At 68.5% G+C, this 24,480-nt stretch carries 22 protein-coding genes; 11 read left to right on the top strand and 11 right to left on the bottom strand.

Going from position 1 to position 24,480, the window contains the following annotated elements; genetic code table 11:
* From VGV37_RS00915 to VGV37_RS00925, 3 genes are all read right to left on the bottom strand, one after another.
* Positions 1-593: cytochrome P450 (locus VGV37_RS00915; RefSeq protein WP_326877713.1), on the bottom strand; the 593-nt coding region annotated here is incomplete at its 3' end.
* Between the two features lie 8 nt (positions 594-601).
* Positions 602-1,906, bottom strand: coding sequence for a hypothetical protein (locus tag VGV37_RS00920; protein WP_326877715.1), 1,305 nt, complete (start codon positions 1,904-1,906; stop codon positions 602-604).
* Positions 1,907-1,999: 93 nt separating this feature from the next.
* Positions 2,000-3,688, bottom strand: a complete 1,689-nt coding sequence (locus VGV37_RS00925) for a thiamine pyrophosphate-binding protein (protein WP_326877716.1) — start codon at positions 3,686-3,688, stop codon at positions 2,000-2,002.
* A gap of 134 nt (positions 3,689-3,822) precedes the next feature.
* On the opposite strand from VGV37_RS00925, the gene VGV37_RS00930 reads away from it, so the two are divergent.
* Entirely contained in the window at positions 3,823-4,119 is a 297-nt protein-coding gene (locus tag VGV37_RS00930; protein WP_326877717.1) for a hypothetical protein, read from the top strand.
* Here VGV37_RS00930 and VGV37_RS00935 read toward each other — a convergent pair.
* A complete protein-coding gene (locus tag VGV37_RS00935; protein ID WP_326877718.1) occupies positions 4,067-5,701 on the bottom strand; it encodes a thiamine pyrophosphate-binding protein in 1,635 nt (544 codons plus the stop codon). The genes VGV37_RS00930 and VGV37_RS00935 overlap by 53 nt on opposite strands.
* A gap of 94 nt (positions 5,702-5,795) precedes the next feature.
* Here VGV37_RS00935 and VGV37_RS00940 point away from each other — a divergent pair, with 94 nt between their 5' ends.
* On the top strand, positions 5,796-7,454 hold the full coding sequence (locus tag VGV37_RS00940; protein ID WP_326877719.1) for an isovaleryl-CoA dehydrogenase: 1,659 nt from the start codon (positions 5,796-5,798) through the stop codon (positions 7,452-7,454).
* An 8-nt stretch (positions 7,455-7,462) separates the two neighbouring features.
* Here VGV37_RS00940 and VGV37_RS00945 read toward each other — a convergent pair whose 3' ends face one another.
* Both VGV37_RS00945 and VGV37_RS00950 read right to left on the bottom strand, forming a co-directional pair.
* On the bottom strand, positions 7,463-7,597 hold the full coding sequence (locus VGV37_RS00945) for a hypothetical protein (RefSeq protein WP_326877720.1): 135 nt from the start codon (positions 7,595-7,597) through the stop codon (positions 7,463-7,465).
* 2 nt (positions 7,598-7,599) lie between these two features.
* Complete coding sequence (locus VGV37_RS00950; RefSeq protein WP_326877721.1) at positions 7,600-8,190, bottom strand: Spy/CpxP family protein refolding chaperone; 591 nt, start codon at positions 8,188-8,190, stop codon at positions 7,600-7,602.
* A 185-nt stretch (positions 8,191-8,375) separates the two neighbouring features.
* On the opposite strand from VGV37_RS00950, the gene VGV37_RS00955 reads away from it, so the two are divergent.
* Together VGV37_RS00955 and VGV37_RS00960 are read left to right on the top strand one after the other, a co-directional pair.
* Positions 8,376-9,110 carry a response regulator gene (locus VGV37_RS00955; RefSeq protein ID WP_326877722.1) on the top strand — a complete coding sequence of 245 codons (735 nt, stop codon included), beginning with the start codon at positions 8,376-8,378 and terminating at the stop codon, positions 9,108-9,110.
* Positions 9,110-10,696 (top strand): ATP-binding protein, encoded by a 1,587-nt coding sequence (locus VGV37_RS00960; protein ID WP_326877723.1) that lies wholly within the window; start codon positions 9,110-9,112, stop codon positions 10,694-10,696. The genes VGV37_RS00955 and VGV37_RS00960 overlap by 1 nt, the downstream gene beginning before the upstream one ends.
* Here VGV37_RS00960 and VGV37_RS00965 read toward each other — a convergent pair.
* The 3 genes from VGV37_RS00965 to VGV37_RS00975 form a co-directional block, all read right to left on the bottom strand.
* Positions 10,693-11,655, bottom strand: a complete 963-nt coding sequence (locus VGV37_RS00965) for an alpha/beta hydrolase family esterase (RefSeq protein WP_326877724.1) — start codon at positions 11,653-11,655, stop codon at positions 10,693-10,695. The genes VGV37_RS00960 and VGV37_RS00965 overlap by 4 nt on opposite strands.
* Positions 11,652-12,986: a tetratricopeptide repeat protein gene (locus tag VGV37_RS00970; protein WP_326877725.1), complete on the bottom strand. Its 1,335-nt coding sequence runs from the start codon at positions 12,984-12,986 to the stop codon at positions 11,652-11,654. Before VGV37_RS00970 ends, VGV37_RS00965 begins: the two co-directional genes overlap by 4 nt.
* Before the next feature lie 187 nt (positions 12,987-13,173).
* Positions 13,174-13,536, bottom strand: a complete 363-nt coding sequence (locus tag VGV37_RS00975) for a DUF167 family protein (RefSeq protein ID WP_326877726.1) — start codon at positions 13,534-13,536, stop codon at positions 13,174-13,176.
* Positions 13,537-13,621: 85 nt separating this feature from the next.
* Between VGV37_RS00975 and VGV37_RS00980 the strand changes: the two genes are divergently transcribed.
* The 3 genes from VGV37_RS00980 to VGV37_RS00990 are packed head-to-tail and all read left to right on the top strand — an operon-like array spanning position 13,622 to position 15,451.
* Entirely contained in the window at positions 13,622-14,158 is a 537-nt protein-coding gene (locus VGV37_RS00980; protein ID WP_326877727.1) for a hypothetical protein, read from the top strand.
* Positions 14,159-14,171: 13 nt separating this feature from the next.
* A complete protein-coding gene (locus VGV37_RS00985) occupies positions 14,172-14,696 on the top strand; it encodes a hypothetical protein (protein WP_326877729.1) in 525 nt (174 codons plus the stop codon).
* Positions 14,696-15,451 (top strand): enoyl-CoA hydratase/isomerase family protein, encoded by a 756-nt coding sequence (locus VGV37_RS00990; RefSeq protein WP_326877730.1) that lies wholly within the window; start codon positions 14,696-14,698, stop codon positions 15,449-15,451. Before VGV37_RS00985 ends, VGV37_RS00990 begins: the two co-directional genes overlap by 1 nt.
* 59 nt (positions 15,452-15,510) lie before the next feature.
* On the opposite strand, the gene VGV37_RS00995 is transcribed toward VGV37_RS00990, so the two are convergent.
* Positions 15,511-18,072 (bottom strand): valine--tRNA ligase, encoded by a 2,562-nt coding sequence (locus VGV37_RS00995; RefSeq protein ID WP_326877731.1) that lies wholly within the window; start codon positions 18,070-18,072, stop codon positions 15,511-15,513.
* A gap of 176 nt (positions 18,073-18,248) precedes the next feature.
* On the opposite strand from VGV37_RS00995, the gene VGV37_RS01000 reads away from it, so the two are divergent.
* From VGV37_RS01000 to VGV37_RS01015, 4 genes are read left to right on the top strand one after another with little or no spacing between them, the layout of a single operon-like run.
* Positions 18,249-19,841, top strand: coding sequence for an ABC transporter substrate-binding protein (locus VGV37_RS01000; RefSeq protein ID WP_326877732.1), 1,593 nt, complete (start codon positions 18,249-18,251; stop codon positions 19,839-19,841).
* 5 nt (positions 19,842-19,846) lie between these two features.
* Positions 19,847-20,788 (top strand): ABC transporter permease, encoded by a 942-nt coding sequence (locus VGV37_RS01005; protein ID WP_326877733.1) that lies wholly within the window; start codon positions 19,847-19,849, stop codon positions 20,786-20,788.
* Entirely contained in the window at positions 20,785-21,615 is an 831-nt protein-coding gene (locus VGV37_RS01010) for an ABC transporter permease (protein ID WP_326877734.1), read from the top strand. Before VGV37_RS01005 ends, VGV37_RS01010 begins: the two co-directional genes overlap by 4 nt.
* A complete protein-coding gene (locus VGV37_RS01015; protein WP_326877735.1) occupies positions 21,612-23,228 on the top strand; it encodes an ABC transporter ATP-binding protein in 1,617 nt (538 codons plus the stop codon). The genes VGV37_RS01010 and VGV37_RS01015 overlap by 4 nt, the downstream gene beginning before the upstream one ends.
* A gap of 2 nt (positions 23,229-23,230) precedes the next feature.
* Here VGV37_RS01015 and VGV37_RS01020 read toward each other — a convergent pair whose 3' ends face one another.
* Positions 23,231-24,409: an E22 family MetX-like putative esterase gene (locus VGV37_RS01020; RefSeq protein WP_326877736.1), complete on the bottom strand. Its 1,179-nt coding sequence runs from the start codon at positions 24,407-24,409 to the stop codon at positions 23,231-23,233.
* Between the last annotated feature and the right edge of the window lie 71 nt (positions 24,410-24,480).

Here is a 24,480-nt window from a genome sequence, read left to right on the forward strand (position 1 = left end):
TCGGCGACCGACGGACGGATCGCCGCCTGGTAGACCGACACCGCCTGGCCGATCAGCGCGATCTCCGGATCGACCCGGGTCGAGAACATCGCCTCGGAAATGATCGCGAGGGTCAGGCCGCTCATCGCCTCGGCCACGTCGATGGTCGCGGACGGGGCAACCCGGGACCAATCCTCGACCAGGCGCTCGGCGGCCTCGACCATGGCCGGCGCAAAGGCCGCGATGCGCTTGGCGGCGAAGGCCGGCGCCATGGTGCGGCGCTGTCGCCGCCAGGTGGCGCCGTGGGTCGTCAGCAAGCCTTGCCCGAGGCCGGGTTCGAGCAACCGGCGCGACAGCGCGCTGCGCACGTAATTGTCGGCATTGTCGAGCATCACATGCCGGACATGGTCCGGCGCGTTGGCGATCACGACATGGCGCCACAGCATGCGGCGCTCGCTGAGTTCCATCTCGAAAGCGGCGTCGGGCCAAGTGCTGACGCTGTTCTCCCGCGTCGCCTTCATCAGCTTCAACAGGCCCAGCCGCTTCGGCGGTCGCGGCGGCAGGGCGAGCCGTGGCGACGCCGGTTCGTCGACCACGCTCCCGCCCTTGCCCATGCTCCCGGCTACCGTTCGGTCAGGGTCACGCCCAGGCTCAGCGCGCGGAAGGCGGCTGCGATCGGCAGGTAGGACGCGCCGCCCTCGCTGACGCCCACGACATTGCCGCCGGCATCCAGCACCGGCGCGCCGGCCGGGCTGCCGGTCAGCCTGGCCGCGACCTTGCCGTCGCCGCCTGCCGCACCCGAGACTGTGCCGCCGCCGTTGAGCGAGGTCACCTTGTCACCCGCCGCCAGGCGATGCGGCAGGATCGGCAAGGGTGCCGCCGGGGCCGAGGCGACCTTGAGCAGCGCCAGGCCGGCGGCATCGGCCCGACGCACGACCAGTGCCGACAAGCTCCTGCCGCCCGCATCGGTCACCGTAACCGATGCCGCGGCACCGACGCCGGCGGCCGACGCCACGATGTAGCCTTCGTTGCCGACATAGAAGCCGGCGGACTTGCCGATGGTCACCGTGCCACCCTTGAGATCGGACGCGCCGCCGGGGGCCGGCAGCGAGACCAGGATCGGCGTCACCGAAGCGGCGGTCGGCACGGCGGCCGCGACGGCCTGCGCCGGAGCACCGCCGGGAGCCGTCACCAGGCCCGGCAACGGAATGCCGGCCGGCGGGAGCTGGCCGACCGGAACCGGCGTCGTCACCTGCGGCAGGTTCGGATGGCCGAACGTCAGGTATTGCTGCATCGAGGCGCTCTGCAGCAGCTGCTCGGTGGCGTCGCCCATGGCGATCAGCACGGCCGGCGTGATGACCTGCTGCGGGCTCTTCGCCGAACCGGTGCCGGTCGTCGTGGTCTGGAACACGATGCGGTTCTCGCGCACCGACCAGATCTGCCAGGCGACGGTCACCTGGGCATCGACGTCGGCCGGATCGGCGTTGAAGAAGTCGTTGATGCACAGGTCGGCGTGGGCGAGCGGCACGTTGCCGGTGATCAGGTAGTCGGCACCCTGGGCGCCGGCGACGTCGGCCTTGTCGCCCGGCACCACGTCGACCTTGGAGCCGACCAGCGCCTTGCGCATTTCCTCGGTCATCGGCGCGCCCGGCGGGAAGTCCGAGTCCCGGATCGGGCGGACATAGACCCAGCAATCGACGTTGCGCGTGTAGGTGCCGAGGCCGCGACGCGCCGGCAGGTTGACCGTCACCGGCGCGATCGCGACCTTGGCGGTCGGCTGGGTGAAGACGACCGGCGTGGTCCGGGTCGCGGCGGCGGCAACGGCCGGCACGCCGCCCGCGGCGGCGCTGGGCGCATCGCTGCCCGACGAGGCGCAACCGGCGACGCCGAAGACCAGGAGTGCCGCGGTGATTTGCTTGAGATTCATCTGGGATTGCCCGTCCTTGGACGCTGATTTGCCGCTAGCTTCGAGCCGCCCGGCAGCCGGGTCAAGCGACCCGGCCGTCGTGCCGCCCGAGGGTCAGTGTTTATCGCGTGCCGCGAGCGCCGCCGCACGGATCTGGCTCAGGCTCTGGCGCGGGGTCAGCGCCTCCGGATCCAGGCGCAACTCCAGCAAGGCCGCCGTGCCGGACTTCAGCGCGCGGTCGAACGCCGGCGCGAATTGCTCGGTCTTGGTCACGATCTCGCCATAGGCGCCGAACGAGCGGGCATAGGCCGCGAAATCGGGGTTATGCAGCTCGGTGCCCGACACGCGCGCCGGGTAGTTCCGTTCCTGGTGCATGCGAATCGTGCCGTACATGCCGTTGTTGATGACCAGAAAGATCGGCTTCGCGCCATATTGCATGGCCGTCGCGATCTCCTGCCCGTTCATCAGGAAGCAGCCGTCGCCGTTCAACGACAGCACGACGCGGTCGGGGTGCAAGATCGCGGCCGCCACGGCCGACGGCACGCCATAACCCATGGCTCCGCTGGTCGGCGCCAGTTGGGTCCGCCATTTGCTGAACCGATAGAAGCGGTGGAACCAGACCGTGTAATTGCCGGCCCCGTTGGTCAGGATCGCATCGGCCGGCAGCACCTCGCGCAGGTGCTCGACCACCGCGACCATGTCGAGCGGACCCGGTGGTGGCGGCGATTTCTGGTTCGCCAGGTAATCCTCGTGCGCCACGGCGGCGGCATCGCCCCACGGGATCGCCGGCGGCGGCACCAGCTTGACCGCGGCGGCGGCGAAATTCGCCAGGCCCGCATTGATCGCGAGCGTCGGCTGATAGACCCGGTTCAGCTCCTCGGCCCCCGGATGGATATGGATCAGGGTCTGTTTCGGAACCGGCACCTCGATCAAGGTGTAGCCGGACGTGGTCATCTCGCCCAGGCGCGGGCCGCAGGCGATCAGCAGGTCGGCATTGCGCACCCGCTCGGCCAGCTTCGCCCCGATGCCGATGCCGACGTCGCCGGCATAGATCGGCAGATTGTTGTCGACATAATCCTGGCAACGGAAACTGACCGCGGTCGGCAGCTTCCAGGCCTGGGCGAACGCCTCGATGTCGCGCTTGGCTTCGGCGTTCCAGGTGCCGCCGCCGACGATCAGCAGCGGCCGCTGGGCCGTGGCCAGCCGCTCGCGGAATTCCTCCGTGTCGGCCGGCCCCGGATGGGCCTGGACCGGCTTGTAGGGCTTGGCATCGGGCGTGGTCGCGAGCGAAGTCAGCATGTCTTCCGGCAGCGCCAGCACGACCGGACCCGGCCGGCCCGAGGTGGCGAGCGCAAAGGCGTGGTTCAGGAATTCGGGAATGCGCTCGGCATCGTCGATCTCGGCGACCCATTTCGCCATCTGGCCGAACATGCGGCGATAGTCGACTTCCTGGAACGCCTCGCGCTCGCGCATGTCGCGCCCGACCTGGCCGATCAGCAGGATCATCGGCGAGGAATCCTGGAACGCGGTATGCAGGCCGATCGCGGCATGGGAGGCACCGGGCCCGCGCGTCACCATGCAGATGCCCGGCCTGCCGGTCAGCTTGCCATAGGCCTCGGCCATGTTGGCGGCACCGGCCTCGTGCCGGCAGATGACGAACTTGATCTGGTCTTGCGCATCATGCAGCGCGTCCAGCACCGCCAGATAGCTCTCGCCCGGCACGCCGAAGGCCAGGTCGACCCCGTGGATCTTCAGCTGATCGACGAGAATCTCGCCCCCCGTTCTCTGCCGCGTCTCGGCCATTCCGGCATCCTCCCCTTATCGACGATGGGCCGGAGCATGCCCCAGAACCGGGCGCGGCGGAAGCGGCTGCGGCACCCGTTGCGCCCGCGGCCGGAACGGCGCGATCATCCGGGCAGCCGATGCGGAGCCGATCCATGTCCCCCGACGAACCACCCGCGCCCTATGCCTCGCCCGCGTGCCTGCTGAGCGAGGTCGACCCGGCCTATGCCGACCCGAAATACGGGGCGGCGGAGCAGGCCGCCGCGGTCGACGCCGTCGCGACCGCGCTCCGCGCCCTGGTCGAAACCCTGAACCGCCTGCTGCCCCGCTTGCCCGACGGGACGCTCCACACCCGGATGACGGCGCTGCGCGACCGGCAGGCTGCCGAGTTCGCGTCCCTCACATCTGCTCCAGATATTCCGCCGGATCGACCACCGCATCGATCACCGTGAAGCGCCGGCGGGCGACCGCCTGCTCGAACGCCGCCTCGAACGCCACGAGGCTGTCGACCCTGATGCCCTCGCCACCCATGCCGCGCGCGATCTCGGCGAAGCGCGGCGAGCGGAAATCCACCGCCTGGGGCACCATCTGCATCTTGGCCTGCTTCAGCTTGATCAGGCTCAAGGCATCGTCGTTCAGCACCACGACGACGAGCGGCAGGTCGAGTTCGGCGGCCAGCGCCAGGTCGCCCAGGCTCATCAGCATGCAGCCGTCGCCGACCAATGCCACGACGGTGGCGTCCGGCCTCGCCAGTTGCGCCCCTATGGCCGCCGGCACCGCATAGCCCATGCAGCACAGGCCGTTCGACTGCAGCATCTGCCCGGGCACGATGCAGTCGATCGCATGGCTCGCCAGGATGCGATGGGCACCGACGTCGACGGTCAGCCACCAGTCCGGCCGGATGCGGTCGCTGACCGCCTTGAACAGACCGGCCGGGCTGATGGCATGGGCCGGGTTGCGCGGCCGGACGATCTCGGCGACCTCGGCCCGATGGGCGCCGACGGCTGCCGCGACCTCCGGTCGCACCGGTCCCGAAGACGGCGTCAACTGGCGAAGCAGGGTCGGCAGGTCGCCGAACGCCTCTTCGCCGACCGGGAAGACCCGATGGTCGAGCGGCCCCCAGTCGAGCGAGATCACGGTCCGGTCCGCCGGCCAGGCATCGAGCCAGGCATCGCGCAGCTCGATCGGATCGAACCCGACCAGGACCAGCAGGTCGGCGACCTCGACCCGGCGCAGGTTGACCGCGTCGACGATCGGGCTGAGCCCGACCGCGCCCAGCGACAGCGGGTGCTTTTCCGAGATGGTGCCTTTCGCCTTGTAGGAGGCGAAGAACGGGATCTGCCGGGCCTCGACGAAGGCCTGCAGCGCGGACGGCACCCGGTCGATCAACGCGCCGCGACCGACCAGCACGAGCGGCCGGGCTGCCGCGTCGATCAGGCCGCCGAGGCGCTTCACGTCATCTTCGGCCAGGCTGACGCGCGGACGCTTCGGCGGTGCCGGCACGGCGCCGGGCTTCGCGGCAAGGCGGTTCACGTCCGCCGGAATGTTCAGCATCGCCGGGCCGGCCGGATACGCCAACGCCACGTCGAGCGCCTTGGCCGTCTGCTGGGCCGCGCGGGCGCCGTTCAGGTCGGCGGCGTATTTCACCACCGGCTTGGCCAGCGCCACATGGTCGAATACCTGGTGGGTATAGATGGCCGATTGTCCGGTCGCGACCTCGCCGGTCAGCACCAGCAACGCGGTGCGCTCCATCAGCGCGCCGGCGAGGCCTGAGATCGCGTTGGCCAGGCCCGGTCCGAGCGCGGGGATCAGCGCTACCGGACGCTCGGTCACCTGCCAGATCGCATCGGCGATGAAGGCGGCCGACGGCTCGCTCTTGGCCAGCACGAAGCGGATGCCATGGTCGCCGCACGCCCGGATCGTCTCCAGCACGTCGTTGCCGGGAATGCCGACCGCGAACTGGCCGCCATAGGCCTGGAGCGTGGCGGCGATCTGGTCGGCGACCTTGTGAGGAGCGGTCTCGTGCGTGGTCATGATGATCCTGTATGCTCGTGTCGGCGCACTGTCCGGTCCGGGGGCGTCGCCGTCAACCGCCCTTGGGTCACGATCCGGCGAGGGAGAAGCTTCGATGACCATGGCCGCCGCCCCGTTCGAAAACCACGAGGTGCTGAACCAGCCCCCACCGCTCGTCGACTACGATTTGTTCGGCACCGATCGCGCGCTGACGGAAGCCGTCATACGCGAGGGTGCCGACTGGGCGCTCGAGGAACTGGGGACGTTCGGCAGCAAGCTCGGCCGGGCCGAGACGATCGAGGCCGGCCGCCTCGCCAACGCCTACCCGCCGGTCCCGCGCCTGTTCGACCGCTATGGCCGGCGCATCGACGAGGTCGAGTTCCATCCGGCCTGGCACGAGCTGATGACGCTGGCGATCGGCGAGGGCCTGCATACCCGCCCCTGGGCCGAACCGCGTCCGGGCGCCCATGTCGCGCGCGCCGCCGGCGTCATCATGATGGTGCAGGTCGAAGCCGGCGTGCAGTGCCCGACCACCATGACCTATGGCGTCGTGCCGGCGCTGAAGAAGGCGCCGGTGCTGGCCGCCGAATGGCTGCCGCGGCTCTATTCCCGGCAGTACGATAGGCGCCTGATCCCGGCCGCCCGGAAAACCGGCGTGCTGATGGGTATGGGCATGACCGAGAAACAGGGCGGTTCCGACCTGCGGGCCAACATGACCCGCGCCGTGCCGCTCGGCGGCGGTGGCCCCGATACCGCCTATCGGCTCGACGGCCATAAATGGTTCTTCTCCGCACCGATGTGCGACGCCTTCCTGGTGCTGGCGCAGGCGCCGGGGGGCTTGAGCTGCTTCTTCCTGCCGCGCTTCCTGCCCGATGGCAGCCGCAACGCGCTGCACATCCAGCGGCTGAAGGACAAGCTCGGCAACAAGGCGAACGCATCGAGCGAGGTCGAATTCCATGGCGCCACCGGCTTCCTGGTCGGCGAGGAGGGGCGCGGCGTGCCGACCATCATCGAGATGGGTAACTACACGCGGCTCGACTGTGCCCTGGGGTCGACCGGCCTGATGCGCCAGGCCGTGGCCCAGGCCAGCCACCATGCGGCCCATCGCAGCGCCTTCCAGAAACGGCTGATCGACCAGCCGCTGATGGCGAACGTGCTGGCCGACCTTGCGATCGAGAGCGAGGCGGCGACGGCCCTGGTGCTGCGCCTGGCGCGTGCCTACGACCGGCAGGACGACCCGGCCGAAACGGCATTCCGCCGCATGCTGACGCCCGCCGCGAAATACTGGATCTGCAAGCGCGGCCCCATGCTGGGCGCCGAAGCGATGGAGGTGCTGGGCGGCAACGGCTATGTCGAGGAATCGATCATGGGGCGGCTCTATCGCGAGCTGCCGCTGAATTCGATCTGGGAGGGTTCGGGCAACGTCATGTGCCTGGACGTGATGCGGGCGCTCGCCAAGACGCCAGAGGCGCTGGACGTGGCCCTCTCGGAGATCCGGATGGCCGAGGGCGCCGATCGCCGGCTCGATGCCCATGTCGCGGCCCTGACCGACGACATCGCCCGCGACGGTTTCCAGGAAAGCCAGGCGCGCCGCCTGGTCGAACGGCTCGTACTGGCGCTGCAGGGTGCCCTGCTGGTGCGATTCTCGGACGCGGCGGTGGCAGACGGTTTCTGCGCCTCGCGGCTCGGCGGAGCCCCGGCCGGGGCATTCGGTACCTTGCCGCTGGGCATCGACCTGCGAGCCGTTGCCGAGCGCAGCCGGCCTGCTCTCTGACGCGATCGTCAGATATGGGCGCCGGCGACCGCCAGGACGAGGCGGCCGGTCCACTCGAAGAACGAGGGATCAACCGCTCCGCCGAGTGCCACGGCCGACCAGAGGACCGCCAGCACGGCGGTCGCCCGGACGAAATGCGCCATGCTCAGTTGGGGGCCGTGCCGGCCGGCCCGTCGTGCATCGGCGGGTGCATGCCCGGCCCGGGACCGTGCATGCCGGAGCCGCCCATGCCAGGCCCGTGGTGCATCATGCCATCCACAAAATGGTCGGCCATTTCCTTCTGCTTCGCCGTCAGCGTGCCGTAGAGTTCCTCGACGGCGGGCGTGATCTGCCGCAGCTGTTCCAGGCGAGCGGTCTCGATCAGCTCCATGCGGTGCAGATGGTCGGGCAAGGCTTTGGGTTCCGGCTGGCCCACGACGCTGGCACAGACCTGCTTCATCGGCGCCGACGAGCCCTTCACGGTTGCGGCGAACTTGCTCCAGGCCGGGCGCTCGGCGTCGGTGATGCCGAGGCGCACTTCGGCGAACGCCAGCATGCCGGCCTGTCGCGCTTCCATCGTCTCGCACATCCGGGCGAAATGCGCACCCGGACCGAACCCGTGATGACCGGCCATCCCTTCGGGATGCTGCTGCGCATAGGCGCGGGCGGCCAGGCCGAGACCGGCCAGCAGCGCCAATCCGCACACCGCCATCGCTGCTTTGCGCGAGCGGCCGCCCGTCTTCGTCTTCGATGTCATTTAAACCTCCGAAATGCCCGACTGCAAATTCGGGCGCAGCGGAGTTCTAACCGTCTCCGATATCGACAGAATGACCGCCGGCGCGCTTTTTGTAACAATCGGTTTCAAGCACCGGCCCGGGTCATTGACCGTTACCCGATGACCGGGGACGGCGTCGCGGTATCCCGTGCTACGGTGCCCCGGTCATGGAACGCACACCCCATATTCTGGTCGTCGACGACGACCGCGAGATCTGCTCCCTCGTTTCGCAATTCCTCTCCAAGCATGGCCTGCGCGTATCGACCGCCCGCGACGGCGGCGAGATGATGCGCGCGCTCGAGGTCTCGCGCATCGACCTGGTCGTGCTCGACCTGATGCTGCCCGGCGAGGACGGCCTCAGCCTGTGCCGCAAGCTGCGCGCGCAAGGCTCGATCCCGGTCATCATGCTGACCGCGATGAGCGAGGAGATCGACCGCATCCTCGGCCTCGAAATGGGTGCCGACGACTACCTGGCCAAGCCGTTCAATCCACGCGAGCTGCTGGCGCGCGTCAGGGCGGTGCTGCGCCGTGTCGGCGCCCTGCCGGCCCCGACGGCCGAAATCAACGCCGGCGGGCGCATCCTGTCGTTCGACGGCTGGCGGCTCGACCTCGCCAAGCGCGAGCTCCGCAACCGGACCGGCGAGATCGTGCTGCTGTCGAGCGGCGAGTTCGACCTGATCCAGGCGTTCGCGGAACGGCCGCAGCGGGTGCTGACGCGCGACCAGCTGCTCGACCTGGCGCGTGGCCGCGCCGCCGTGCTCTACGATCGAAGCGTCGACATCCAGGTGATGCGGCTGCGGCGCAAGATCGAGCAGAATCCGAAGGACCCCCAGCTGATCAAGACCGTGCGCAGCGGCGGCTACATGTTCACGCCGCCGGTGCAGGTCATCGGCCAGGACTGATGCGCCTGTCCCTGGGCCGTCTGTCCTTCAACAGCCTGTTCGCCCGCGTGGCACTTATCCTGCTGATCAACCTGATCCTGGTGCAGGCGGTCGCGTTCGGCCTGCTCAATCTGGAAATCGAGGCGTTCGACCTCGGCATCCGCCGCCTGCCCGAGCGCATCGCCGGCATCGTCAAGCAGCTGGACGATGCGCCGGCCGAGCAATGCGTCGCCGCCGCCGTCTCGCAAACCAGCGAAGAGATGACGGTGACGGTCCATGACACCGCCATGCCGTCCGACATCGGACTGCCGGGTGCCAGCCCGCGCGCCGGCATGCGTGAAAGCAGCATGGCGCGTCCGATGCTCAACGAGCTGTCGCTCTATCTGAAGCTCCACATCGGCGAGTTTCTGCTGGGTCCGGAACATAAGGTCGTGGTCCTGTCGAACCGCGGTCTCTTCCGTCTCGATGCCGGACCGCCGCCCCTGCCCCGCGAAGGATTCGGCGCCCCGTCCGACGATGAGCCCCCGCCCGGTGGACCGCATGGTCCCGGTGGCCCAGGCGGTCCCGGTGGTCCGCGCGGGTCCGGATACGAACCGGGTGGCCCGCCGCCGCCGCAACCGGGCGCCGGACCGGCCGAGCCCGAGCCGCGTGCGTTTCGCGGCGGCATGCGCGGACCGGAAGCCTACGGCCATGTCGGCATCCAGCTGCTCAACGGCTGCTGGGCCGAGGTCGCACTCCATGGCCCGCCGCCGGCATTCGGCTGGATCCGGATGTTGAGCCGTATCGGCGGCTTCGGGCTGGTCATCATCCTCTGCTCGCTATGGTTCGCGCGCAGCGCGGCGCGCAACCTCAGCCAATTCTCGGCCGCCGCCGACGCGGTCGGCCGATCGGTCGAGGCGCCGCTGCTGCCGGAAACCGGGCCGCGCGAAGTGCGCCTGGCCGCCAAGGCGTTCAACCGCATGCAGGAGCGCCTGCGCCGCTTCGTCAACGATCGCACCCAGATGCTGGCAGCGATTTCCCACGATCTGCGCACGCCACTCACGCGCCTGCGCCTGCGCGCCGAATTCGTCGACGACGATGCGCAGCGCACCAAGATGCTGGGCGACATCGCGGAGATGGAGGCGATGATCTCGGCCACTCTCGCTTTTGCCCGGGACGATGCCGTGCGCGAGCCCCGGGCGCCGCAGGACCTGGACCAACTGCTGGACCAGTTGGCGAGCGACCTGTGCGACGGCGGCTATCCGGTCGTCTACGAGCCGTCGGGTCTGGTCATCGTCTCGTGCAGTGCTGGCGGCATCCGCCGCGCGCTCGCCAACCTCGCCGAGAACGCCGTCAAATACGGCGGGGTCGCCCGGCTGTCGCTCGAACCCGCGGACGATCTCGTCACCATCCTCATCGATGACGATGGCCCGGGCATCCCGCCCGAAATGGCCGAGCAGGTATTCCAGCCGTTCTTCCGGCTCGAGGGCTCGCGCAATCGCGACACCGGCGGCGTGGGCCTGGGGCTGTCGGTCGCCCGCACCATCATCCGCGGCCACGGCGGCGATATCGCCCTCCGCAACCGGCCTGAAGGCGGCCTGCGCGTGACGGTAACCCTGCCGGCTTAGCGCTGGTGCTGCTTGAAGAATCGCCAGATCAAGGCGGCGGTCGGCTCGGTCCTGCCGCCGGGCCGCTCGATCGCCACGGGCCATTCGTGCGGCCCGAGGGCCAGGGCGACCAGCCTCACCTCCGCCCGATCGCGGCAATCGCCGTAAGCCTGGAAGATCACCCGGCCGTCGCTGGTGACGTCGCGGGTCGAGCGGGCGCCGCAGCCGTCGGCCGCGGCCCAGAAACGGACCGCATCGTCGACCGAGACGTTGAACCGGCCCGGGATGCCGATGTTGGGCGAGACGCCGCCGCGGTAGAGCACATACCCGTCCAGCATGCCGTGGATGATCAGCACCGGCACCGGCCGGTCCGGCCGCGCGATCGAGATCGGCGGCTGGTCGGCGCCGGCGGTTCCGCCGATCGTGCCTGCGACCGGCGCGATGGCCGCGATCTTTTCCGGGAATTGGGCGGCGAACCGATAGGCCAGCATGGCGCCGTTCGATAGGCCGGTCAGGTAGATCCGCCGCCGGTCGACGGGATACTCGGCAGCCAGCCGATCGATCAGCGCGCCCAGGAAAGCCAGGTCGTCGACGTGGTTGCGCACCGCCGCTCCGCAGCAGAATCCGGCGTTCCAGGTCTGGCGCGGTGGATCGACGCCGATGCTCGTGCCTTCGGGATAGACCGCGATGAAGCGCCCGCGGTCGGCGAGCGGACTGAAGCCGGTCATGTCGGCGGTCGACCGCGCGTCGCCGGCGGCGCCATGCAGCACGATCACCAGCGGCAGCGCGCCGGCGGACGCCTGCCAGCCGGCCGGCAGATGCAGCAGGTAGTGCCGTTCGAGCCCATTTACCATCAGGCCGGGCCAGGGGTCGCCTTCGTCGGCCGGATGGGCGTCGGCCATGGTGGCGAGGCCGATCGCAACGAGAAATGCAAAGGCGATCCAGCGGCCCCAGCGCCCGAGAGCGCCGCCGATGATCATGCGGCCATCGTGGCCAGCCCGGTCAGCCGGTCGGCCGCCCAGTCGGTCGTCGCATGGCGATCGGTCCGATCGGCCAGCAGTTCGAACGCCTCGGTGCGCCGCCCGGCCGCGATCGCCGCGTCGGTCAGGAACCACAGGAACAGGTCGCGCTGGGCATGGCTGCCGCCGAGGCTCTGCAGCCGATGGCGGATCGGGAACAGGATGTCGACCGCCTGGTCCGGATGGCCCGCGGCCTCGGCCGCGATGGCGTGCAGTAGAGGCAGGCCGATCATCCGCAACACGCCCGCCTGGCAGGTGGCGCTCCGGGCGGCCCATTGTCCCAATTCGCCGATCAATTGCGTCAGCCGATCGAGGCGGCCGCTCGCGACCAGGGCCAAGCCCCGATGCGCCATGGCGAAGGCCAAGGTCGGATCGGCGCCGCGCGCGTCGGCGAGATCGCCGAGCTCGTCCCAGCGGTGGCCGACCGCGACGCCTTGCGCCTCGAGCCGCCAGAGCATCGATACCGCATTGGCGACATCTCGGTAGTCGTCCGTCCGGACCGCGCGGATCGCCGCGTCGTAGAGGTCGAGGACCGGATCCGTCTCCCCCAGCGCCAGATGGAACAGCGCGCGATGCCAATACATGTGGTAGGCGAAATTATTGACGCCGGGGAGCTGGGCCGACTGGGCGGCGAGCCAGGCGATGCCATCGCGGGCGCGGCCCTGCATCTCGAAGACATGGGTGACCGCGTGGGCGCCCCAGACATCGCGGGGTGCCAGTTCGAGCGCGCGGCGTCCTTCCCGTTCAGCCTGAAGCAGGTCGCCCGACTCTTCGAGCACGAAAGCGTGGCAACCCAGCACATAGCCGCAACCGGGCACATCGGCGCGCCAGTGGGGCAAGGCGTGCGCCAGGCTGCGCCGCATGCCGACCAGATCGCCCAGCATGAATTTGATGCCATGGCCGAGCTTGAGCGCGAATCCGTCCAGGGGATTGAGCTGCAACGCCTCGTCGATCCGGTCGGCGGCGGTGCGCATGCTGCCGTCGACCCAGGCGCCGAGAGCTGCGGTCAACAGTCGCTCCCGCGCCGTGCCGCCGCGCAGGGCCAGGCTTCGTTCGGCCCGGAGCAGCGCGTCGCGGGCGATCGGGATACATTCGCGCTTCGCCAGCAGCAGGTTGGCGGCACCGCGCAGGACCCAGCCCAGGACCATCTCGGCATCGGCCGAGAAACACTCCTCGATCGCGGCACCGGCGTCGGTGCGATGACCCAGCACGGCCTCGATCGCCCGATCGAATGCCATGACCGCGGCGGCGTCGGCGGCCGTGACTTCGAGCCCTCTACAGTCGTGGACCATCGTTCGATCTCCCCGCCTGGTGCGATCCGTCCCGGTCCCCCTCGCAAAGAACGCGGCGGAAGACCGATGGTCGCGCACCGGCCATCCGGTTGCAACACGCTGTCGGGAAGATCGCTCCGGCGCGAGCGGAAACCAGGGGCTCTCACGCTTAAGTGACCGGGCGAGAGCGGGCGAGAGCCGGCGTCGGTCAGATTTCCGGCAATGTCTCCAACCATGCGGACAACCGGGTCGCGAGGATATCCGGATCACCCGCAACCTGCAGGATCTTGGTGCGGCTGCTGGCCCCGACGCGTATGGCGATGCTGGTCTTGGGCAGGCCCCAGGTCTTGGCCAGCAGGGCCGCCACCGCATCGTTCGCCTTGCCGCCTTCCGGCGCCGCCGAAACCGCGATTGCCACGGCGGCCTCGCCGCCGGGCAGACGGGTGCGGCCGATAACCGCCTGACGCGATGCGCCGGGCTTGACCCGGACCCGAAGACGGATACCCTGAGGCGTCGGCACCAGCGCCGAGCCGCCGGCCGGTGGCGATCGGGGAGCGGTCGGTATCGTCATCCCGGTCTTTCCTCACACCATTGACGCCGGCTCCATCGCTGGGCCATGAGATAGTCGAACACATGAGAGCGAGCACATCCTACGCATGTCGATCCTGCTGATCGCCATCCTGACCCTCGCCCTGCTCGGGATCGTCGCCTGCCTCGCGTTGCGCGGCCCGATGATCCGCGCTTTCGAGGACCGCCATGGCCTGACCGATTCGCGAAAAGCCGTGACCGACGCCCGCAAGGCGCGCAACGAGGCGAAGGTGAAGGCCGCCCAATTCGAGTCGCGCAGACAGGCGTTGGCCGGGCAGATCCTCGACGTCGAGACCGAGGTGAAGAAGCTCGAGCAGCAGTTGAAGGCCATGCCGCAGGCGGTCTATACCCTGGTATTCGAACTGGGTGCCGGCGACATGGGTCTGCCGCCGTTCGAATTCATCGTCTCCAGGCTCCGCCGTTCCGAGCCGGGCGATAGCAAGGGACCAGAACGCGAGCTGTGGTCGCGCCCGCGCATTCTGCGTGCCTACGGGCGGAACGCCCAAACGGCCATGGCCGCGGCGCTGGCGCGCTTTCCGGCGGCCGACGGCTTCACGGTCCGGCCGGCCGAGCGGGTCGATGCCCCGCAGCACAGCAAGAGATGAGCGGCGACGCGTCATGATCCAGGATCTCATCTCCGGAAACTCCTTCGGCACGCTGATCGTCTTCACGATCATCGCGGTGATCGTGCTCGTCGTCATGATGGAAAACCTGCGCACCCGGCTCCGGTCGGTGCCGGAGCAGGCGGAAATCCTGGCTCAGCAATTCGCGCTCGCCCACAATGAATCCATCGCCAGCGAGATCGCCATCAACCGGGACGAGCGTGCCGTCGCCGATCTGGAGCGGCAGTTGGCCCAGCAGGAAGCGGCGCTCGATGAGCGGCGCCAGCGGTTGAGCGACGCCCGCAACCGGGTTCCGAGCATCGTCTACGTGCTGGACCAGATCATCCAGCTGACCCATCGGCCCTGGCTGGTGCCGGTCCGGCTCGAAGGGGCGACGGCCGCGGACGGCGATTGGACGAGCGGTCGGCGTTACCTGGTCTACGGCGAAGACGTCGAGAATGCCCGCCGCCGGATCGAGGTGCGCTTTCCGTCCCGCGAGGGCTACCGCGCTGCGGAACCCCAGCCGTTCGACGTCGCCTGATGCCGATCGACCCCGGCGGGCCGCCGTTGCTGGTTATGGACGGCCCTTGTGCGACGATCCGTCTCGACCGCCCTGCCCTGCACAACCGCCTGGAGCCGGCCGATCTCGACGCGCTCATGACGATGCTGGGCGAGTTGGCGGAGCAGCCGGCACTGCGCGTGCTGGTTCTGACCGGCACTGGGACCTCCTTCTGCTCCGGGTTCGACCTGAAGGCGCTGGGCTCCGGCGCCCGCAGCGTCGGGTTCGATCAGGTCGTCGATCGGCTCGAGGCTTTTCCCCGGCCGACGGTCGCGGCGCTTCAGGGCAGCGTCTATGGCGGCGCCACCGACTTGGCGCTCGCCTGCGATTTCCGCCTGGGTGTCGAGGGCATGAAACTGGTGATGCCCGCCGGGCGCCTGGGCATCCACTATTATCCGAGCGGCCTCGAACGCGCCGTGACGCGCCTCGGCCTCGCCGCCGCCAAACGCCTGTTCCTGTTGGCCGAACCGATCGAAGCCGATGACCTGCTGGCAATGGGCTATCTGGACCGTCTGGTGCCGGGCGACCAGCTTGCGGCTGCAACGGACGAGATCGCGAACAAGCTCGCCGGCAACGCCCCGAACGCGGTCCGCGGCATGAAGCGGACGCTGAACGCGATCGCCCGCGGCACGCCCGATCGCGCCGACGCCCAGGCGGCATACGAGGCGAGCAAAGGATCCGACGAGCTGGCCGAAGGGCTCAGAGCGTTTGCGGGGAGACGCAAACCGGTGTTCTGACGCCACCCGCCCAGTTTCCCCGTCATTCCCGTGCAAGTGGGAAATGACGGAATGTTCGCCTACCCCGCGACGGCGAGTTCGATCAGCAGAGTGAACCGGCCGTCTTCGGTCGCGACCGTCTCGCCGGCGAGCGAGGCCTCCTGCTCGATACCGGTTGCCGACACAGTCGGCGCCAGGTCGGCGAACAGGTGCTCGATGCCCGCGACCGGGTCGCCGGTCGGCGCCACGACCAGCCTGGTCACCGGCGTCTTGATCGAGACCTTGCGCTCGCTCTTCAGCTTGCGCACGGCGGCCAGGATGCCGACGCCAGCGCCACCCAAGGCCTCGGCGGCCTCGTCGGTGAACTGGTCGGCCGTCTTGGGCCAGGTGCCGCGGGCATGGATCGAGCCGGCCGCCTTGGCGCGAGCCGGAAAATGCTGCTCGTACAATTCCTCGGTCAGGTGCGGCATGACGGGGGCCAGCAGGCGCAGCACGGTCTCCAGGCAATGCCACAGCGTGTAATGCGCCGAGAGTTTGCCGGCCGCCGACCCGCTCTCGCCATAGGAGCGCGCCTTGACCAGCTCCAGGTAATTGTCGCAAAGGTCGGCCCAGAAGAAGCGCTCGATCGTCTCCATGGCGTCGGCATATTCATAGGCGTCGAACAGGCCGGTCGCGCGCTCTACCGTGCGACCGAGCCGGCTCAGCACCCATTTGTCGAACGGCTCGATGATCAGGCCATTAGCCACATCGGCCGCCGGCGTCGTGGGCGCACCGTCGAAACCTTCGAGCTGCAGCATTAGGAATCGAGCGGCATTCCATAGCTTGGTCTGCAGCCGCTTGCCGACCTTCAGCACGTCTTCGGAATAGGCGGTGTCGAGACCCAGCTTGGAGGTCCCGGTCCAATAGCGCACCACGTCCGCGCCGTATTTCTGCAGCAGGCCGCGCGGATCGATGTTGTTGTTCTTGGACTTCGACATCTTGCTGCGGTCCTGGGCCAGGCACCAGCCGCTGATCGCCATGTCGCTCCACGGCGCCTTGTCGTCGTGCAGATGGGACTTCACGATCGTGTAGAAGGCCCAGGTGCGGATGATCTCGTGCGCCTGGGGTCGCAGATCGGCCGGAAACAGCTTGGCGAACCGCTCGGGATCGCTCGCATAGCGGGCGGCGAGCGCGCCGGCGTTGATCTGCGGCGAGACCGAGCTGGTCGCCCAGGTGTCCATCACGTCGGGATCGGGCTCGACCTCGTCCCGGGTGTAGCCGCGCGGCAGATCCGCCAGCGGATTGACCGGCAGGTCGTCCGGATGGGCGGCCAGGATCCTGCCTTCCTCGCCGGCGCGCTTGGAATACCAGAACGGGAACGGCACGCCGAAATAGCGCTGGCGGCTGATGCACCAGTCCCACTTCAGGTTCTCGGTCCAGATCTCGAACCGGGTACGCATGTATTCCGGGTGCCAGGCGATCTGGCGCCCCTTCTCGATCAGCGCTTCCTTCTTGTCGAGCACGCGCACGAACCATTGCGGTGTCACCAGCAGCTCGAGCGGCGCGCCCGAACGCTCGGCGCACGGGATCATGCGCACGACCGGCGTGGCGCTGACGATGCGGCCGTCCGCCGTCAGCAGCTCGATCATCTTTTCGCGCGCGGCATTGACCTTGAGGCCGGTCAGTTGATCGGCGGCGAGTTTCGCCGCCGCCGCGTCGCGGCTGGGCCAGCCCTCGCCGCCAATGCCGGAGAGATCGCCGACCCGGCCTTCCTTGGTCAGCATGACGCGCAGCGGCAGCTTGTTCTCGCGCCACCATTCGATGTCGACCTGGTCACCGAAGGTGCAGCACATGACCATGCCGGTACCCTTCTCAGGATCGACCCGCTCGTCGGCCACCACGGGCACTTCGACCCGGAACAGCGGCGTGATCACGGTCTGGCCCAGCAATTCCTTGGCACGCGGATGCTCCGGATGGATCATGAGGGCAACGCAGGCCGCCATCAGCTCCGGCCGGGTCGTGGCGATGTCGAGCGTGGCGCCGGAGGCCACGTCGAACGTGATCTGCCACATCGTGCCCGGCGCTTCCTTCTCGACCACCTCGGCCTGCGCGATCGCGGTCCGGTCGATCGGGTCCCACAGGGTCGGCTGCATCTGCCGATAGAGATGGTCCTTGCCGAACAGGTCGAGCACCGACATCTGCGAGATGCGGCGCGAGCTGGGGCTGATCGTCTGGTATTCGAGCTTCCAATCGACCGACAGGCCGATCTCGCGGAACAGGTCGCGGAAATCCTGCTCGGCTTCCTGCACTTCCTCGTGGCAGATGCGGATGAATTCCTCGCGGCTCATGTCGGTGGCACGGATGTTCCGGCGCTTTTCGACCAACCGCTCGGTCGGCAGGCCGTTATCGTCGAAACCCATGGGATAGAACACGTTCTTGCCCGCCATGCGCTGGAAGCGCGCGATCAGGTCGGTCTGCGTGTAGCTGTAGACATGGCCGATGTGGAGGAAGCCCGAGACGGTCGGCGGCGGCGTGTCGATGACGTAGCTGCCCGAACGCGGTGCAGACGGATCCCAGGCATAGGTGCCGGACGCCAACCAGGCCTCGCGCCACTTCGTTTCCGTGGCGACAACATCATACTGCTTCGGTGCTTCCGTCGACATCAACGCGTCCTCTGGCCGGCCCATTCCTTGGGCGCGCGCATCATGCCGCGAACGCACGCGCATGCCTAGCGCCGGAAGGCGGCCATGCGCACCGCGCGGAGCGCCGGCGGGGCTTGGCCCGATCCTTGCTCCATCCTAGAGTGGTCGCGGGGCCATTCGAGCAGGGGGGAGCGGGCATGAGCGTTCTGACGCGTCGTGATTTCGGCAAGCTGAGCGGGGCCGCGGCCCTCACCGCCTCTCTCCCGCGCACGGCCGCGGCGGCCGGCCCGAAGGTGTTGCGCTGCGTCATGCATTCGGGCCTCCGCATCACCGACCCGATCATCACGACCGCGTACATCGCGCGCAACCATGGCTACATGATCTACGATACCCTGTTCGCGGTCGACGACAAGCTCCAGGTCCAACCACAGATGGTCGACCATTTCGACCTGTCGCCGGACAAGCTGACCTACAGCTTCACGCTCCGTCCCGGTCTCAAGTTTCACGACGGCGCGCCGGTGACCTCGGCCGACTGCATCGCCTCGCTGCAGCGCTGGGCCAAGCGGGACGGCATGGGCCAGAAGCTGATGGATTTCACCGCCGCCATGACCGCGGTCGACGACAAGACGTTCAAGCTGGTGTTGAAGGAGCCCTACGGCCTGGTGCTGGCCTCGCTGGGCAAGCCATCCTCGAACGTGCCCTTCATCATGCCGGCCCGGATCGCCGCCACCCCTGCGGATCAGAATGTGCCGGAGGAGATCGGCTCCGGCCCGTTCCGCTTCGTCAAGGCGGAGTTCCAGCCGGGCAGCAAGGTCGTCTACGAGAAGAACACCGACTATGTGCCGCGCAACGAGCCGGCCTCGTCGCTTGCCGGCGGCAAGGTCGTCAAGATCGACCGGGTCGAGTGGATCAACATCACGGACTATCAGACCGCGGTGAACGCGCTCGCCAACAGCGAGATCGATTTCATCGAGCAGCCGCCGCACGACCTGCTGCCGATCCTGAAATCGACCGACAAGGTCGTGGTCAAGGATTACAATCCGCTGGGTTTCGTCGGCACCTGTCGCATGAATTTCCTGCTGAAGCCGTTCGACAACCCGAAGATCCGCCAGGCCGTACTGCACGCGATCAACCAGCAGGATTGGGCCGATGCCCAGGTCGGCAATCCGGATTACAGCACGCTCACCGGCGCCATGTTCGTCGCGAAGACGCCGTTCGCGACGGAAGCCGGATTCCCGGCCAAGCCGGACCCGGCACTGGCCAGGCAGCTGTTGAAGGACGGCGGCTATGACGGCACGCCGGTCGTGATCATGCAGCCGACCGATCTCGCCATCGTGGCCGCCCTGGGCCCGGTCACCGCCCAGGCGCTGCGCGGCATCGGCATGACCGTCGACGTGCAGAGCATGGACTGGCAAACCCTGGTCGGCCGGCGCGCCAAGCAGACCCCGGTGTCCGAAGGCGGCTGGAACATGTTCCACACGACCTGGGCCGCCGCCGACATGCTGAACCCGGTCGCGAACCTGGGCGTCAACGGGCGCGGCAAGGCCGGCGGCTGGTTCGGCTGGGCCGAGGATGCGGAGATTGAAAAGCTGCGCGACAATTTCGCCCGCGAGACCGACACCGCCAAGCAGAAGCAGATCGCGGAGGACGTTCAAAAGCGCGCCTACGAGATCGTGAGCTATATCCCGACCGGGCAATACACCATGCCCTATGCCTACCGCGATAGCGTGTCCGGCATCCTGGGCGGGCCGGTGCCGGTGTTCTGGAACGTCGACAAAACGGTCGCTTAACCACCTTGTCGCGTTTCCTGCTGCAGCGCCTGCTGGCGACGATCCCGGTCATGGCGATCGTCGCCACCATCGTGTTCCTGCTGCTGCGCCTCAGCGCCGGCGACCCGGCCGCGATCCTGGCCGGCGATGCCGCCACGCCCGCGACGATCGCCGCGATCCGCACCCGCCTCGGCCTCGACCAGCCGATGGTGGTCCAACTCGTCCGCTGGTTCTGGCAGTTGCTGCACGGCGATCTCGGCACCTCGATCATCTCGAACCAGGGCGTCGCCCACCTGATCGCCGACCGGCTAGCACCGACGCTCGCCTTGAGCGTCACGACCATCCTGTTCGCCATCCTGGTCGCCGTGCCATTGGGCGTGCTCGCCGCCTGGAAGCACGGCACCATCGTCGACCGGGCGGTCATGACCTTGTCGGTCGTGGGCTTTTCCATGCCGGTGTTCGTGCTGGGCTACCTGTGGATCCTGGGCTTTGCGATGCATCTGCGGTGGCTGCCGGTCCAGGGCTTCAGCCCGCTTGGCAATGGCGTCGGGCCGTTCCTGGCCCACCTGGTGCTGCCGACCCTGACCCTGAGCGTGATCTATATCGCACTGATCGCGCGCATCACCCGCGCCAGCGTGCTGGAGGTGCTGGGTGAGGATTACATCCGCACGGCGCGCGCCAAGGGCGTGCCGGAACGGTCCGTGCTGCTGCGCCACGCGCTGGCCAACGCAGCGGTGCCCATCGTCTCGGTCATCGGCATCGGCATCGCTCTGCTGATCGGCGGCGTCGTGGTGACGGAGAGCGTGTTCAACCTGCCCGGCCTCGGCCGCCTGACCGTCGATGCGGTGCTGGCGCGCGACTATCCGGTCATCCAGGGCATCATCCTGGTGTTCTCCGGCGTCTATGTGCTGGTCAATCTGGCCGTCGACCTCGCCTACGTGCTGCTCGACCCGAGGATCCGGTATTGAGGCCGACGCGCAGCCCGTCGGTGCTGTTCGGCGCCCTGGTGCTGGCAGCGCTCGCGCTGGCGGCCCTGGCGGCACCGCTGCTCCACACGGTCGATCCGGTGCTGCTGACGCCGCGGCTGCGCCTGAAGCCGCCGACAGCGGATCATTGGTTCGGCACCGACGGCTTCGGCCGCGACCTGTGGAGCCGGGTGATCTACGGCGCGCGGATCTCGCTCGCCATCGGGGCCATGGTCTCGGTCGTGGCCGTGGTGCTGGGTCTCGCGATCGGGCTCGGCGCCGGTTTCGTGCGCTGGCTCGACGGCCCGGTCATGCGGGTGATGGACGGCATCATGGCGATCCCGGCGATTCTGCTGGCCATCGCCATGGTCTCGCTGAACGGCGCCGGCCTGATGACGGTCGCGGTCGCCATCGTCATTCCCGAAGTGCCGCGCGTCGCGCGCCTGGTGCGCAGCGTGGTGCTGAGCGTGCGCGAGGAGCCCTATGTCGAGGCGGCGATCGGGCTCGGCACGCGGCTGCCGCTGCTATTGTGGCGCCATATCCTGCCCAACACCTTGGCGCCGCTGGCGGTGCAAGGCACCTACGTCGCGGCTTCCGCCATCCTGACCGAGGCGATCTTGAGCTTCCTCGGCGCCGGTATCCCGACCGAGATCCCGAGCTGGGGCAACGCCATGGCCGAGGGTCGCGTCTATTTCCAGATCGCGCCCTGGATCATCCTGTTCCCCGGCCTGTGCCTGGCCGTGACCGTGCTGGCGGTGAACCTTCTGGGCGATGGCTTGCGCGACCTGCTCGACCCCCGGCTCGCCAAATCGGTTCGGAACTTCCGATGAGCGGCCCGGTGCTGGAGATCCGGGGCCTGACCATCCCGCTGCCGCCCGGCGCCGACCGGCCCCATGCGGTCGAGGACCTGTCGCTGACCGTGGCGCCGGGCGAGACCGTCTGCCTGGTCGGCGAGTCGGGCTCAGGCAAGTCGCTGACCGCCTTCTCGATCATGGGGTTGCAGCCCAGCCGGCATATGCGGCCCGCGGCCGGCTCGTCGATCAGGCTGCTGGGCGAGGAGCTGGTCGGCGCGGGGGCCGCCCGGCTGCGGGCGCTGCGCGGCAGCCGCATGGCGATGATCTTCCAGGAGCCGATGACGGCGCTCAACCCCGTCGCCTCGGTCGGCGAGCAGATCGCCGAGGTGCTGCGCTGGCATGCCGGCCGGCTGTCCGCCGGTGAGAGCCGTGAGCGGGTGCTGCGCCTGATGAACGACGTGCGCCTGCCGGACCCGGCCGCCATGGCCCATGCCTATCCCCATCAACTGTCCGGCGGCCAGCGTCAGCGCATCATGATCGCCATGGCGCTGGCGCTCGATCCGGCCCTGCTGATCGCGGATGAACCGACCACCGCGCTCGACGTCACGACCCAGGCGCAGATCCTGACACTGCTGCGCGACCTGAAGACCCGGCGCGACACCGGCATGCTGTTCATCACCCATGATTTCGGCGTGGTGCGCGAGATCGCCGACCGGGTCCTGGTCATGCGCGCCGGCCGCCTGGTCGAACAGGGTTCGGCCGACGCAGTGCTGAACCGGCCGACCCATCCCTACACGAAGCTGTTGATCGCGGCGGTGCCCGACGCGGTGCCGCCGCCGCGCGACGCTCCCGTGGGCGCTCCGATTCTCACCGTAAAGGCTCTCGCCAAGACCTATGGCGGCCATGGCCTGATGCGGCGGCAGCGCCAGGTCAGCGCCGTTGCCGATGCCGGCTTCACCATCCGGCGCGGCGAGATCCTGGGCGTCGTCGGCGAATCCGGCTCCGGCAAATCCACCCTCGCCCGCTGTGTCGCCCGCCTGATCGAACCCAGCGGCGGCAGCATCCTGCTGGACGGCGTCGACATCGCCATCCTGCCGGAACGGCGGCTTCGTCCGCTGCGCCGCCGGGTCCAGCTCGTATTCCAGGATCCCTACCGCTCGCTCAATCCGCGCCAGGCCGTCGGCGCCTCGATCATCGAGGGGCCCCGAAACTTCGGCATGCCGCGCGCCGAGGCGGTCGCCAAGGCCCGGGAATTGATGGGCCTGGTCGGGCTCGATCCGGACGCGCTCGACCGGTTGCCGCATCAATTCTCCGGCGGCCAGCGTCAGCGCCTGTGCATCGCCCGCGCGCTGGCGCTGGGACCGGACCTGCTGATCGCCGACGAGGCGGTTTCGGCGCTCGACGTTTCGGTCCAGGCCCAGGTTCTGGACCTGCTCGACGATCTCCGACGCCGTCTCGACCTCGCCATCCTGTTCATCACCCACGACCTGCGCGTGGCGGCGCGCCTGTGCGACACGATCGCGGTCATGCAGGCCGGCCGCATCGTAGAGCAAGGCGCAGCGGCCGAGATCTTCGCCCGACCCCGGCATGCCTACACGAAAGCATTGTTCGCGGCGTCACCGGGTCGGCGCGAACCGGCGACGGCCTGAACCTACTCGGTCAGGAACTTCTGCACGATCCCGGCCGCCTGCCCCATGCCGACGACGCCGTTCACATGGCCCATCGGTCCGTCGAGCTCGTGATATTCGACCGGGGTGCCCTGGGCCTGCAGCAGGTCGCGCACGTGGCGGGTCGCCTCCGGAAACAGCAGATGGTCATTGTGCGACGGCAGCAGCAGGGTTTTGGCCTTGATCGCCTTCAGCCCCTCTTCCAGCGAATCCTTGCCGCCGACCGTAAACAGTTCGTTCGCCCGCTCCAGGCAGATGAGATTGTCGGCATCGGTCGCCTTGGCCCGGGCCGTGGCTGCCGCGTCGGCCGCCGCTTCCACGGCATATTGGTTGTCCCAGGCCTTGGCCGGATCCTTGGCCGGGTCGGCCCATTTGCGGCCGAAGGAGGCATCGCCCCATTCCGGCGCCAAGGTATCGAGCGACAGGACCTTGAACGCCATGATCAAGCCGTCGATCGGCTCTGGTCCCCCGTAATAATCGCCCTGCTTCCAATTCGGATCGAGCTTGACGATGTCGCCCCAATGACGCACCCGCTCGATGCCATAGGCGTCGATCTGCGCCGCCGGAATGACCGCGATCAATCGCTCGACCATGGCCGGATATGTCGCCGCCCATTCGTAGCTCTGTAGCGAGCCCATCGAGGCACCCATGACGGCATGCAGCTTCTTGACGCCCAGCTTGTCGAGCAGCGCCTTCTGAACGGTCACGAAATCATGGATCTGCACTTCCGGGAAATGCATCGCATAGGGCTTGCCGGTATCCGGATCTGTCGAGGCCGGGCCGGTCGTGACGGTAATGCCGTCCTTCGTATTGATGTTGCACAGGGTATCGACGCTGATCAGGAAATACTTGTCGGTATCGAGGGCCTTGCCCGGGCCGACCAGACCGTCCCAATAGCCGGGCGCCTTGTCGTCGGCCTTGTAGCGCCCCGCGAAATGGGAACTGCCGGAAAAGAAATGGGGGATCAGGATCGCGTTGCTGCCGGCGGCATCGAGTTTGCCCAGGCTCTCGTAGCCGACCTTGACCTGGCGGATCGTGGCACCGCTCACCGTCGTGAAGGGGCCGGGATAGTCGAAGCTCTGCTTCTGGACCAGGCCGTCGTAGGCGAGTGCCGATTGGACCATGGCCGAGGCCAAGCCGAGCGCGATCAAGCTGTTGCGCATGTCGAAGCGATCTCCCCACGTGTGTTGTTGGCCCGAGAGGATGCCTGCCGATCGGCGCCCCCGCAACCCGA

The organism is Aliidongia sp. (assembly GCF_035943795.1).
Taxonomy (GTDB): domain Bacteria; phylum Pseudomonadota; class Alphaproteobacteria; order ATCC43930; family CGMCC-115725; genus Aliidongia.